11 protein-coding genes are annotated in these 13458 nt (G+C 64.5%); 5 read left to right on the top strand and 6 right to left on the bottom strand.

Annotation, left to right across the window (positions count from 1 at the left end; all coding sequences use genetic code 11):
• The gene (locus tag K410_RS0127435; protein WP_028137841.1) at positions 1-1347 is read right to left on the bottom strand and encodes a hypothetical protein; all 1347 of its coding nucleotides are present in this window, start codon (positions 1345-1347) and stop codon (positions 1-3) included.
• Between the two features lie 236 nt (positions 1348-1583).
• Between K410_RS0127435 and K410_RS0127440 the strand changes: the two genes are divergently transcribed.
• Both K410_RS0127440 and mgtA read left to right on the top strand, forming a co-directional pair.
• Entirely contained in the window at positions 1584-2048 is a 465-nt protein-coding gene (locus K410_RS0127440) for a hypothetical protein (RefSeq protein WP_306556676.1), read from the top strand.
• Between the two features lie 139 nt (positions 2049-2187).
• Positions 2188-4728, top strand: a complete 2541-nt coding sequence (gene mgtA / locus K410_RS37340; RefSeq protein ID WP_049820341.1) for a magnesium-translocating P-type ATPase — start codon at positions 2188-2190, stop codon at positions 4726-4728.
• Positions 4729-4750: 22 nt separating this feature from the next.
• Here mgtA and K410_RS0127450 read toward each other — a convergent pair whose 3' ends face one another.
• The 5 genes from K410_RS0127450 to K410_RS0127470 all read right to left on the bottom strand — a co-directional run bounded on the left by K410_RS0127450 (position 4751) and on the right by K410_RS0127470 (position 10648).
• Positions 4751-4972 carry a DUF6894 family protein gene (locus K410_RS0127450; RefSeq protein WP_028137843.1) on the bottom strand — a complete coding sequence of 74 codons (222 nt, stop codon included), beginning with the start codon at positions 4970-4972 and terminating at the stop codon, positions 4751-4753.
• Positions 4973-5191: 219 nt separating this feature from the next.
• A complete protein-coding gene (gene ftsH, locus K410_RS0127455) occupies positions 5192-7036 on the bottom strand; it encodes an ATP-dependent zinc metalloprotease FtsH (RefSeq protein WP_028137844.1) in 1845 nt (614 codons plus the stop codon).
• Positions 7037-7174: 138 nt separating this feature from the next.
• Complete coding sequence (locus K410_RS0127460; RefSeq protein WP_028137845.1) at positions 7175-7897, bottom strand: GntR family transcriptional regulator; 723 nt, start codon at positions 7895-7897, stop codon at positions 7175-7177.
• Positions 7898-7925: 28 nt separating this feature from the next.
• Positions 7926-9521: a GMC family oxidoreductase gene (locus K410_RS0127465; RefSeq protein WP_028137846.1), complete on the bottom strand. Its 1596-nt coding sequence runs from the start codon at positions 9519-9521 to the stop codon at positions 7926-7928.
• The gene (locus K410_RS0127470; RefSeq protein ID WP_028137847.1) at positions 9521-10648 is read right to left on the bottom strand and encodes a mandelate racemase/muconate lactonizing enzyme family protein; all 1128 of its coding nucleotides are present in this window, start codon (positions 10646-10648) and stop codon (positions 9521-9523) included. Before K410_RS0127470 ends, K410_RS0127465 begins: the two co-directional genes overlap by 1 nt.
• A 106-nt stretch (positions 10649-10754) precedes the next feature.
• Between K410_RS0127470 and K410_RS0127475 the strand changes: the two genes are divergently transcribed.
• The 3 genes from K410_RS0127475 to K410_RS0127485 are packed head-to-tail and all read left to right on the top strand — an operon-like array spanning position 10755 to position 13349.
• Positions 10755-11525 (top strand): ABC transporter permease, encoded by a 771-nt coding sequence (locus K410_RS0127475; protein ID WP_049820342.1) that lies wholly within the window; start codon positions 10755-10757, stop codon positions 11523-11525.
• The gene (locus K410_RS0127480; protein WP_028137849.1) at positions 11522-12331 is read left to right on the top strand and encodes an ABC transporter ATP-binding protein; all 810 of its coding nucleotides are present in this window, start codon (positions 11522-11524) and stop codon (positions 12329-12331) included. Before K410_RS0127475 ends, K410_RS0127480 begins: the two co-directional genes overlap by 4 nt.
• A 22-nt stretch (positions 12332-12353) precedes the next feature.
• Complete coding sequence (locus K410_RS0127485; protein ID WP_028137850.1) at positions 12354-13349, top strand: ABC transporter substrate-binding protein; 996 nt, start codon at positions 12354-12356, stop codon at positions 13347-13349.
• Positions 13350-13458 lie beyond the last annotated feature (109 nt).

The following is a 13458-nucleotide window of genomic DNA, read 5'->3' on the forward strand; positions in this document are numbered from 1 at the left end:
TCAGTTTCTTGAGACCAACAGATGAGGCGCGGCTGCTCCCGCCGGCAGGCGTAGCGGCGCCGCCACGTCCGCAAGCCGCCGGGCCCTGATCAACTCTTCACTCAGGCCGAGCGTCGCAACCGTCACGATCGCGACGGCGACGCGAAATCCGAGTTGTGCGTCGATCAGGAGCATCGACGTCGCCGTCCAGCTTCCGGCAAAGAACAGCACGAACCATTTCGACGCGCGGCGCTCGGCGACGAGATCCTGGACGCGGGGCGTCGGCACTCTGCCCATCACCGGACCATAGGTTTCGAGCCAGGTCAGGAACGGCACGATCTTGTAGAGATTGGCGAGCACGAGGCCCGTGAGCCAGCCGAACGCGAGGAGAAAGGCGAGCGCGCCGACATGGGACGAGAAGGTGCCGGTTGCAAGACAAGCGACGCCAAGGATCGCGACGGCGATGAGGCTCGCCAGCGCCACGAGGCTCATGCGCGTGTTGAGCTCGAGCGCGCGGCGTTTGCGGGTCCTGTACAGGCCGAGCACGTCGCGGCCGTAGGCGGCCAGCGACAGCAGCGCCGCTGCTCCTACCAGCACAAATGCCAGGTTCAGCCCCGTCATGCGCCAAAGTGCGAGCACGCCGCCGACAAGCCCGACGGCCAGCGCAATGATGCCGGCAGACCAGGCGAGACGGCCGAGCCGCACATCGCCGTCGGGCGCGAGCATGAACATCGCAAGCAGGCGATAGCTGACGCCCATGGCCGTGAAGGTCAGCCAGCCGCCAAGGCCGGCGAGCGCGTGGATCGGCACGCCCGAGACCAACAGCTCCGGCCATTGCGCGCCGATGGCGGTCCCGGACAGCACCAGCGAGAACAGGCCGCCGAACGCCACCGTGACGCAGATGCAGACAAGCCCTCCTGCAACGAACCGCGCCGGTCGCGGCAGCGGACGGGCCGACCACAGCGTCATGCCGAGATTGGCAACGACCAGGGCGAAGCCTGCGATCAGCAGGCCGGCCCCAGTGGGAAGCAGCGAAGACGGCCCGTTGATGTGCCCGCCCAGAGCCAGAAAACCCGCGAGCAGGACTATCAGCCCCAGCGTCAGCAGCGCCAGAGCCGGCAGCGTCCAGCGTTCAGCATAGAGCGGCCTTGCGACCAGCACCGGCACGAACTGGAACAGCGCGCCGCACAGCACCGTGCTCAACCAGCCAATGCTGACCATGTGGACGATGACGAGCGTTTCCGGAGCGCCGATATCGTGGTTCGGAAAACCAAACCCAACGACCATCAGTGCTTCTGCGAGCAGCAACCATACGATCGCGACTGCGAAGTAACTGATGGCCCATCTACAGAGGCTGGTTCCGATCACGGCCTGCTTCCCATCGACTGCACATGAATTTCCATGTCAGCACCCGAAAACGGTAAGCGGCGGCAGTCGCAACCACTTTGTCGAGGCGCAAACTCCGGCGCCATTCACGACAATGGGACCGGCGTCGACGCCAGGCCGTGGAAGGATTGATGCAGCGCAAGAGCACAGCCCGCGGCGCTGATATTCAAGACGTTCAATCGGCAAGGAGTGGTCGGATGACGCTAAGGAATTGGTGTGTGGTGCTGGCGATCTCGGCGGGCGCGGTCACATCCGCGATTGCGCAGTCCAGCTTCCAGCCCTCCCCGAACGCAAAGCAGGATGCGCCTCGCCTCACCCAAGTCATGAGCATGGCGCAGCTTCAGCATCTCAAGCTTTGGTACGCGGGCAAGGCGAGAAACTGGGATCTCGCCGCGTACGAGCTGCGCCAGTTGACGAACAGCCTGGCCGAAGCGGCGATCTTCTACCCTGCAATTCCCGTCACCAACGTGACCACGATGAACGAGCCGCTGCTCGCGGTCGCCGACGCGATCGCGGCGGGAGACGATCGCAAGTTCGCCGGCTCCATGCGCGCGCTGACCGACGGCTGCAATGCCTGTCACAGCTCGATGGGCCGCAGCTTCATCGCCATCGCCGTACCGACCGGCGGGCAGCCGCCCGCCAATCAGGTATTTTCCCCGTCAGGAAACGGCCGGAAGAAATGATGCGGCCGGGGGCTCTTTGCTCCCGGTGTCCGCCTCCTGACGACGCCGTCCGAGATCTGATTGCGTTGCATCAATCCGGGAAACGAGCAGCCCCGTACCCTTGGCTTCGCCTGGATATCAGCGACCGCCGAGCCCTTCCATGATCGAACAATCCAGCCCGGCCAAGGTTTTGGCCGAGGCGTTCTGGCAAATGCCAAAGGCCGAGCTTTACCGCGCGCTCGGTTCCGGCCCGGACGGCCTCTCGCGGGGCGAAGCCGCCCGACGGCTAAAGATCCACGGGGCGAACCGCGCCGACGCCTCGCCGGGCCGGTCGGCCCTGCGCAAGCTCGGCCAACGTCTGTGGAATCCGCTGATCGCCATGCTGCTGGCGGCTGCACTCCTCTCCGGGTTGAGCGGCGACATCGGCAGCTTTGCCATCATCGCCACCGTGCTGTCCCTGTCCATCACGCTCGATATCGTTCAGGAGCACCGTGCCGAGCTCACCGCCGAAAGGTTGCGGGAATCGGTCGCCATTCAGGCTGACGTGGTCAGGGACGGCAGGGATGCGACGATTTCGGTGACGGCACTGGTCCCGGGGGACGTCGTCAAGCTCCGTATCGGCGATTTGATACCGGCCGACGGCATCGTCCTCGATGCGCAGGATCTGCAGGTCAATGAAGCCCTGATGACGGGCGAGCCGTTTCCGGCCTTCAAGACCGACGCGACCTGCTCCGCTGCATTGCCGGCAGACGCCACCAACGCCCTGTTCGCGGGAACCAGTACCGTCGGCGGCAGCGGCAGGATGCTGGTCGTGACGACCGGGGGCCGGACGCGCTTTGGCGCGATCGCCTCGGCAATGGCCGCCAACGCACCGCCAACGGCGCTCGAGCAGGGCGTCCGCAGGCTCGGGCTCCTGATCCTGCGGCTGACGCTCTTCCTCACCCTCTTCGTGCTGATGGCTCATCTCGTCGCGCAACGCAACGCGATGGAGTCCTTCCTGTTCGCGATCGCGCTCGCCGTCGGCTTGACACCCGAGCTGCTGCCGATGGTGATGACGGTGACTCTCGCCCGCGGCGCCCTGCGCATGGCGAAGCGGAAAGTCATCGTCAAGCGGTTGTCCGCAATTCACGATCTGGGCGCGATGGACACGCTTTGCGTCGACAAGACCGGCACGCTCACGGAAGCCCGGATCACGCTGCAGGCACATGTCGATCCCGAGGATCGGGCCAGCGATCGCGTTCTGAGCTTGGCGCGCCTGAACAGCACGTTTCAGGCCGGCATCAGAAGCCCTCTCGACGACGCAATCCTGTCGGCGAGCCGCGACGATCACGACGGCTGGGTCCGGCTTGCAGAAGTCCCGTTCGACTTCGAACGGCGATGCCTGTCCGTTCTGGTCGGACGCAACGGCGAACAGACGCTGATTGCCAAAGGAGCTCCGGAATCCATCCTTTCTCGCTGCGTGGCCGTGGAAATCGATGGTCTGGCTCATCCGCTCGACGCCGTCTGGCAACGGAAGATGGCCGACATCCAGGCGCGCTATGCCCGCGACGGCTTCCGGCTTCTTGCCGTCGCCATCAGGTCCATTCCGGCGGGGCAGCAGACCATTGCCATCGGCGACGAGACCAATCTGACCATGATCGGCTTTTGTGCCTTCGCCGATCCGCCGAAGCAGGATGCAGCCGCAGCCATCAAGGCGCTCGGCTCGCTCGGCGTCACCATCAAGATCATTTCCGGCGACCATGGCGCCGTGGTCGCGCACGTGGCGCGATCGGTCGGCCTCGGCGCGGACCGGATCATGACCGGTGCCGAGATCTCCGAGCTGACCGATGCCGCGCTCATCGCCCGGGTCGACCACGTCGACCTATTTGCCCGCATCGACCCCGACCAGAAGCGGAGGATCATTGCCGCGCTCAGACACCGCAATCACGTCGTCGGCTTCATGGGAGACGGCGTCAATGACGCCCCCGCGCTCCACGCCGCACATGTCGGCATATCCGTCACGGGCGCGACCGAGGTCGCCCGCGCGGCCGCCGACCTGATCCTGCTGGCGCCCGACCTGTCCGTGCTAGCGGCCGGCGTGCGCGAAGGCCGCAGGACGTTCGCCAACATCCTGAAATATGTCCGGATGGGAACCAGCTCGAATTTCGGCAACATGCTTTCGATGGCCCTGGCCTCGATCGTTCTTCCATTCCTGCCGTTGCTGCCGCTGCAGATCCTGCTGAACAATCTGATCTACGATCTCTCCGAAATCGGCATCCCTTTCGATGACGTCGATCGCGAGGACATTGCGCGGCCGGAATCCTGGGACATGACAAGCATCCTTCGCTTCACCATCGTCATGGGAATGGTGTCGTCCCTGTTCGACGCGATCACCTTCGCCGTTCTTCTCAAACTGTTCGATGCGGATGCGCCGATGTTTCAAACCGGCTGGTTCCTGGAATCGATAGCGACCCAGATCCTGGTGATCTTCGTGATCCGGTCTCGCAAGCTGCCGTGGCGCGCAAACCGCCCCCACGCCATCTTGATCGCCACGTCCCTGGGTGCCCTGCTTGCCGGCGTGGCGCTTGCGCTCGGCCCATGGCGAGGCGCATTCGGCTTTACCGCGCTGCCTGCGGGACTGCTTGCGACGATCATCGCCATCGCCACGGCCTATCTGATCTCGGCAAGCCTCGCGAAGCGGCTGGCGATCTCGGATCCCTAACGTCTCAAGACGAAGGCGGGGCTCACCGAACCGCGTCCGGATAGATCTGCTCGCGGTGAACTTCGCGGCCGCTCTCATCAATGATGACGACCTCAAGCTCGGGATGGCCGTTCGGCTTCTCCCGGCGTATCCGGTCGGCCAGGTTCTTGCTGTGCGCGATGGCGGCCCCGTCGCTGACAAGCTCCAGTCCGGCTCTATCGCGGACGGGCACGCCGTCCTTCATGTCGAAATAATATGTGGGCATGAACTCATTTCCGCGTTCCACACGCGGCTCGGTTGACGTCACCGTCCCGGAAAAATGGGAGCGACCGAGGGGGCGGCCGCAGCGACCTGGAAAGCCGCATCATAATGCGTCTGCCGGGTCAGATCTTGACCCGGATCAACCCGGGAAAATCAGGCGGTCCCCCGAAGCCCCGCCTCTTCTGGCGGCATCATGACAGGGCGCTGCCGGCGCCCGGCGCCGTCATGCGGCAACCGGCTCGCTTTCGCCGCTGCGCTTGCCGCGCAATGGCGCAAACTGCTCGGACGTCACCGTTTCGTTTGCGATCAACAGGTCAACGCCGGCGTCGAGGTCTGCCCGCCTCTGCTGGAGGATGTCGCGGGCACGGCGATCACCCTCCTCGATAAGGTTGCGGACGGCGAGATCGATCTCGCGCCCGGTCGCCTCGGCGGCGCCAACGATCTTGTCCTGGGCCGCGCCAAGAAAGGCTTGCGGCTTGGGTGCGTAAGTGCGTTGCCCCACCGTCTCGTCCATGCCGTACTTGGTCACCATCTCGATCGCGACCTCGGTCGCGCGTTGAAGATCGTCGGCGGCGCCGGTCGAGATCGCCCCGTCGAAGATCAGGCGCTCCGATGCGCGTCCGCCCATCAGCACCGCGATGCGGTTCTTCAGCTCCTCGACCGTCAGCAGGAACCTGTCCTCGGTCGGTCGCTGGATGGTGTACCCCAGCGCACCGATCCCGCGCGGGATGATCGAGACCTTCTGCACGGGGTCGACGCCAGGCAGGCTGGCGGCGACGAGGGCATGGCCCATCTCATGATAGGCAACCCTGCGCCGTTCGTCCTTGCTCAGCACCCTGCTCTTCTTCTCGATTCCGGCCACGATCCGTTCGATCGCCGTGACGAAATCGTCGAACGTGACCTCGTCTCCGCTCCGCCTGGTCGCCGCGATTGCGGCTTCGTTGATCAGGTTCGCAAGGTCTGCCCCGGTAAATCCGGTCGTGAGACCCGCCACCTTGTCGAGGTCGACGTCGCTGCTCATGCGGATCTTGTGGGCATGCACCTTCAGGATCGCAACGCGTCCGTTCTTGTCCGGCCGGTCGACCAGGACCTGCCGGTCGAACCGACCTGCACGCAGCAGCGCGGGGTCGAGGATCTCCGGGCGGTTGGTGGCCGCCAGCAGAATGACGCCGGCGCTCGGATCGAAGCCGTCGAGCTCGGACAACAGCTGATTGAGCGTCTGCTCCTTCTCGTCGTAGCCGCCGAACGATAGCGGCCCGCGGCTGCGGCCGAGTGCGTCGAGCTCGTCGACGAAGATGATGCATGGTGCGGCCTTGCGGGCCTGCTCGAACAGATCCCGAACCCGCGCCGCGCCGACACCGACGAACATCTCCACGAATTCAGAGCCGGAGATCGAGAAGAACGGAACGCCGGCCTCTCCCGCCACCGCGCGGGCCAGCAGGGTCTTTCCCGTTCCCGGCGGTCCGACCAGCAGGATACCCTTGGGGACGTGCGCGCCCAGGCGACCATAGCTCTTGGGATCCCTGAGAAACGACACCACTTCCTGGAGCTCGAACTTCGCCTCGTCCACGCCGGCGACGTCCGCGAAGGTGACCTTGATGTCTTTCTCGACGTAGACCTTCGCGCGGGACTTGCCGATCGCCATCAGCCCGCCCAGGCCCTGGCCGCCGCCCATGGAGCGGCCGATCCAGAGCCAGATCACGAAGAAAGCGATGACCGGAAAGATCCAGGACAGCAAGGTCTGCAACGCGCCGCCGCCGGGGACGCCGGTGACACTGGCGCCCTTTGCCGCGAGCTTCTCGGCCAGGGCCATATCGACCCGCGCGGTCACGAAGGCGGACTTTCCGCTCGGCAGCGGCTCCTTCAATTTGCCTTGAATCGTATCCGGGCCCACGGACACCTCGGCGATCTTGTCCTGGGCGAGCAGCTGCTCAAATTGGCTGTAGGGAATGGTTTCGATCGTATTGTAGGTCGACAGACCGAATTGCAGCATGGCGAGGAGCATGCCGCCTGCCAGGATGGCGGCCATTGCGATGCCCTGCTTCCGTGAAACTCGATCGGACTCCACCCTGCTTCTCCCATCGCCGTCGACTGCGGTGCGAACGGTAACGGAGAGCGGCGGCTGCCGCTTGATTCAGCTCAACGTCGGGGGGAGTCCAGCCGCCAACAGCCGTCGTCCAATCGAGCGAGACCCGGCCCTTCTTTCCTAGGGCCGCAGATCCATGTCGATCCGCACGAAGTCGCCGCGATAGGTGACCTCGCCGAGATAGATCACGGTGCGGTCCGCGGTCGTGAAGATGCGGCGGACTTCGGCCACCGGCGAATTCAGCGGCACGCGCAGCAGCCGCGCCGCCTCGATATCCGCAGTGCCGATCGTCAGGGTCTGGCGCGCGCTGGCGATGGCGGGATCCCTGAGATCGTTGAGGATCGGGATCACGGTCTCGTTGCGAAAACGCCTCGGCGACCTGCGGAAGATCTTCTCGTCGAGATAGATGGAGATGACGCAGTAAGGCTGCTTCTGCCGCGAATGCAGCCGGCGCATGAAGACGTATTTTTCCGCCGGCTTGCCGTCCCCGGGAAGCAGCGGGGCATCGCTGCGGCTTTCCGAGATGTTGATGATCTCGGGCGAGGTGTCGCGGTACATGTCGGCGAGATCGGAGAGCGTGGTCTCGACCTTGAGCCAGCGATCCTGCCGCACGGTCCCCGTGACGAAGGTGCCGCGGCCCTGCTGTGCCTCGATCACGCCGTCGCGTGCGAGCAGCTCCACCGCCTGCCTGATCGTGACGCGCGACACACCGAATTCGGCGGCCAGCTCCTCGTTGGCCGGCAGCCGAAAACCCTGGGTCCAGACGCCGCGTGCGATCCGCTGCCGGAAGATGTCGGCGATCTGCGCGTATTTGGGGACGTGACTATCGGAACTCAATTCCATCTCGCCCTCCGGAATTCAGGCCGCGCGATCACGCCATGACCAGCGCGGCGCCCCGTTCGCCGATCATCAGGCTGGTCGCATTCGTGTTGGCCGAGGTGATCTGCGGCATCACCGAGGCGTCGATCACGCGCAGGCGCTCGACGCCGCGCACCCGCAGCTGCGGGTCGAGCACGGCCCGCGCGTCCCGCCCCATGCGGCAGGTCCCGACACAGTGAAACACCGTGCCCCCCGTGTTGCGCGCAAAATCCCACAGCCCGGCATCATCCCTTGCCGCTTCGCCCGGCACCATCTCGACATCCCAGAGCGGGCGAAAGGCCTTCTGCTGATAAATCTCGCGCAGAATCTTCAGACCCGCAACAATGGTCTTGCGATCGATCTCCTCGGCGAAATAATTCGGCACGATGCGCGGCTGCTCGAACGGGTCAATCGAGCTGATCGCAAGCTGGCCGCGCGACTTGCCATGGCACTGCCAGACCGAGGCGGTGAAGCCGGAATAGCTGTGCAGGGGCTCGCCAGGCTTGTCGACCGAGAGCGGCATCACGTTGAACTGCACGTCCGGCCTCCCGCCAACCGCGTATTCCGTGCAGGCTGCGCCGCCCACCTGCCCCGCGCCGACCGTCAACGGGCCGCTGCCTGCCAGCATCCATTGCAGGCCCATCCTCGCCAGCGCGACGGGATTGCGGACCTGGTCGTTGAGCGAAATTCGTTCCTTCAGGCGGACGATCAGCCGGGCCTGGTAGTGGTCCTGGAGATTGGCGCCGACCTCAGGAGAATCGACAACCACGGCAATGCCGAGCTTGCGCAGCAGGTCGGCCGGACCGACGCCAGAAAGCTGGAGGATCTGCGGGGATTGCAGCGCGCCGCCGGACAGGATGACCTCACGAGCAGCCACCGCACTGTGGACCTGCCCCTTGCTGATCCACTCGACGCCGGTCGCGACGCGACCGTTGAAAACGACCCTGCTGACCTGCGCATGGGTGATGATGGTGAGATTGGGACGGCCGGCGATGGGGCGCAGAAACGCAGAGGCGGAGCTGGTCCGCCAGTGCCGGCCGATGCCGAGCTGGTAGGTGCCGACGCCCAGCGTCGTGGCGCCGTTGAAGTCGGGATTGCGCGGCAGGCCGAACTGCACACCCGCCTCGACCCAGGCCTTCGAGGCCGGATTGTCATTGCGAAGGTCGGAGACCTCGAACTCCCCGAGCCCGCCGTGAAACTGGCTCTCGCCGCCGCGATAGCGTTCGTAGCGCCGAAAATACGGCAGAAGCTCGCGATAGCTCCAGCCGTTGGCACCGAGGCGTTCCCAATCGTCAAAGTCCTCGTGCTGGCCGCGGATGAAGATCAGACCGTTGATCGACGAGGAGCCCCCGAGCACGCGGCCGCGCGGCCAGACAATGGCGCGGCCGCCGCTCCCTTCCGAGGGCTCGGTCCTGAACAGGCGCGAGAATCGCTCGTTGTAGATGGTCCGGTAGTAACCGACCGGAAGTTTCAGCCAGAAATTCCGGTCGGGTCCGCCGGCCTCCAGCAACAGAACGCGGCAAGATGGATCGGCCGACAACCGGTTCGCAACGACGCAGCCGGCCGAGCCCGCGCCGACGATGATGTAGTCGTAGCCGCGAGCTGGCATCAGATGGTCCGGTATTGCGCGATGGAAGCGAGATCGGGCGTGATGCCGAGACCCGCCTCGTCACCGAGCTCGATCATGCCGTCGCGGACATCGAGCACGGGACCACAAAAGCGATCGCGCAGCGGGTTTTCGTTGCAGTCGACTTCGAGCAGCCCGTCGCCGCCGACGCCGGCGAGGAGATGCGCGGATGCCAGAAGACCGATGCCGGCGCCAAGATAGTGCGGACAGAACATCTTTCCCGACGCCAGGATGTCGCGGGCAATGCTGGTGCAGGCCGACAGCCCGCCCCATTTGGCGATGTCGGGCTGGACGACGCGGAGAATCGGCTCACGCAGCACCTCGGCAAAGCCGGCGTGGCTCGCAATGTTCTCGCCGGCTGCGAGCGGAAAGCGAATGGCCTCGTACAGCTGTTGCCATTCTTGCCGGGGGCGATCAGCACGGATCGGCTCCTCGAGCCAGGCGAGACCGAAGCGCTCGAGCTGCGGTGCAAGCTCCAGTGCCTGCGCCATGGTCCAGCCCTGGTTGACGTCGGCAGCAAGCAGGCCTTCGCCCACAAGACGGCGCAGCGCGCCGAGATTGGCGCGGTCAGTTGCCTGATCGAAGCCGATCTTCAACTTCAACGCGCGGTATCCGCGATCAAGGGCCGCTTCAGCCGTCCGCTCGGACCCGACCGGATTGATGCCACTGGCGTAGACCTTGATCTTGCGCGTCGCGCCGCCGAGCAGCGTCCACAACGCAACATTCCGGCGCCGCGCGTAGAGATCCCAAACGGCGAGATCGATGCCGGCGATCGATTGGGCAAACGGGCCGGCTTCTCCGGACTGCAGCGCCAGCACCGAGGTTCCCTGTGTCAGGCGTTCGAACGCGGCAGAGGGCTCGGGCGCATTGAATCCGATCAAAGCCGGCGCAAGCACCTCGTTGACGAGCCGGACCCGATGCTCGGCACCGGGTGCAGGAAAATTGCACCACACTTCGCCCCAGCCGATGTTTCCGTCGGTGTCTTCAACGCGGACGAAAACAGCAGGCCGATCCGCCATCCGCCCGAAGGACGTGATGACCGGCGTGGTCAGCGGGTAGCGATAGCCAAAGGCCTGGACGCTTCGGATGGTGAAAGGCGGGGAAGTCATGCGGGAAAGCCTGCGACGCCTCCGATCAAAGGCACCACTTGTATGGTCATCCTATTTATAATATGACTTCCGAAAACATCAATCGCAATCTGGGTGGACGCGTCGAATGAACGGAGCTGGCCTGAGACGTCTTGGTCTCGGATTGATACCGTGGATCGGCGCAATTCTGCTCTGGTACGCCGTGCGCTGGAGCGGCTTCGTCAACGTCTCGCTGATCCCCGCGCCGCACCAGGTCGCCGCAAAGTTCTTCGAGCTTCTCACCAGGGAAGGGCTGCTGATCGACATCTTCGCCTCGACGCGGCGCGTCTTTCTCGGCGTGGCGCTCGGCATCCTCGTGGCCGTGCCGGTCGGCTTTCTGCTCGGGTGGTATCGCCCCGCCCGCACCTTTGCCGATCCCATGATCAACTTTTTTCGCGCGCTGCCCCCGATCGCTCTGATCCCGCTGGTGATCGTCTATTTCGGCGTCGACGAGCTCGCAAAGCTCGTCATCCTGTTCTACGCCTCGTTCTTCTCCGGCGTGATCGTGATGTATGAGGGCGTGTCGCAGATCACGCCGCTCTACATCCGCGTGGCGCAGACGCTCGGAGCGAACCAGGCCGAGATCTTTCACAAGGTCATCATTCCCCTCACCGTCCCGCACATCCTCACGGCGTTGCGCGTGGCGTTGGGCGTGGCCTGGGCGACGCTGGTCGCATCCGAGCTGATCGCTGCACAGCGCGGGCTCGGCGCCATGATCCAGAATGCCTCGACCTACTTCCTGCTCGACGTCATCTATGTCGGCATCATCTGCATCGGCCTGATCGCGCTGATCATGGACTTGATCCTGCGCAAGATCACCGCGCGGCTGCTGGTCTGGCAGGATCGGGCCATCGCATGACCAAGCGCGCGCAGTTCGACAAGGTATCGCTGTCTTTCGAGACTGCGAAGGGCCGTCTCCAGGTGGTCGAGGACGTCAGCTACGACATCAACGACGGCGACTTCATTGCGGTGATCGGCCCATCCGGCTGCGGCAAAACCACGATGATGAGCATGCTCGCCGGCTTCCAGAAACCGACGACCGGCAAGGTCCTGTTCGACGGACGTCCCGTCGCCGGCCCCGGCCCCGAGCGCGGCGTCATCTTCCAGGAATATGGCGTATTCCCCTGGTTGACGGTGAAGCAGAACATCGCCTTCGGCCTGACCCTCAACGCCAACCGCGTCGCGGCTGCCGAGCGCGAGGCGATCTGCGATCACTATCTCGGCCTGATGGGCCTGTCCGACTTCGCCAATTCCTATCCGAAACACCTGTCCGGCGGCATGCGGCAGCGGCTCGCGATCGCGCGAGCCTATGCGGTGAAGCCGCAATTCCTGCTGATGGACGAGCCGTTCGGCGCGCTCGACGCCCAGACCCGCTCCAACATGCAGAACCTGCTGCTCAAGGTGCTGGAGACCGAAGGCAAGACCGTCATGCTGATCACCCATTCCGTCGAGGAGGCGATCTACCTCGCCTCCCGCATCGTGGTGGTGACGGCGCGGCCGGCACGGATCAAGCAAATCATCGACGTTCCGTTCGCCTATCCGCGCGACGAGTCGATCCAGGAGCGGCCGGAATTCGCCGAGCTGCGAAGCCATATCAGGCAGCTCGTGATGGACGAATATCGTGCCCAGCAGGCGCAGATGCGCCCAGTCTCATTCTCGGAATAACAAGCAAGACGGAGGACGCATCATGGATCGGCGGCAATTTCTGAGCACGACGGCAGGCCTTGCACTCGGCACATTCACGGCCGCAGCCCCCGCGATCGCGCAGGCAAAAACGAAGGTTCGCGTCGGCTATCTCCACACCGTCGCCGTCGACGGCCAGATCTGGACCGGCATGGATCGCGGCTCCTTCGAGAAGCAGGGCCTCGATCTCGAGCTGCGACAGTTCAACACCGGGTTGGAGATCTTCCAGGCCTTGATCGGCGGCAGCCTCGACGTGCTGTCGACCGGCGCGGTGCTTTCGAACTTTCCGGCTCGCGGCCAGGGCAAGGTGTTCCTGATCAACGACATCGAGGTCGCGACCGCTCAGCTCTGGGTGCGTGGCGACCAGGGCATCAAATCGTTCGAGGATCTGAAGGGTAAACGCATCGCGACCGCGACCGGCACGACCGCGCACGTATTCCTGGATACCGCGCTCCGTGCCAACAAGGTCGATCCGAAGGAGGTCGAGCTCGTCAACCAGACCATGCCTGCCGCCGTGACCGCCTTCATTTCCGGCGCGGTGCCGGCCGTAGCGCTTTGGGTCCCCTTCAACGTCACGGTCCGCGACAAGGTGCCCGGCGCGGTCAAGCTCGCCGACGCCTCTGCCTATTACCCGAAAGCCGCGATCATCGGCGGGTGGGCGGCCGCCAACGACTATTACGAGCGCAACAAGGAGACGCTGGCGAAGCTGATCCTTGGCTGGGCGGATGCCAACGACTACATCGTTGCAAACAGCGTCGAGGCCATGGAGAAGCTGCAGAAGGGCCATTACAGCCAGACGCCGCTGGCCGACATCACCGAATCGTTCAAGGCCCAGAAGATGTTCACGTCCAAGGAATGGAAGCGCATGTACTCGGACGGGACCGTGACCAATTGGCTGCAGCAATCGACGGACTTCTTCATGGCCAATGCCGGCATCAAGGACTTCACGCCTGCCAGCAAGTATTTCGATCCGAGCTTATATCTGAAAACGATTGCGTGAACGATCTGCCGTCCGCGTGGCAGGCAAGAACGTCGGCCGCGCAGAGAGCGCGGCGCAGCTGCCCCAATTCGCTGCCGACGACATGAAAAGAACGGGGAAGATGCCGGCC

This window comes from Bradyrhizobium sp. 22, assembly GCF_000482425.1.
Classification (GTDB): domain Bacteria; phylum Pseudomonadota; class Alphaproteobacteria; order Rhizobiales; family Xanthobacteraceae; genus Bradyrhizobium; species Bradyrhizobium japonicum_B.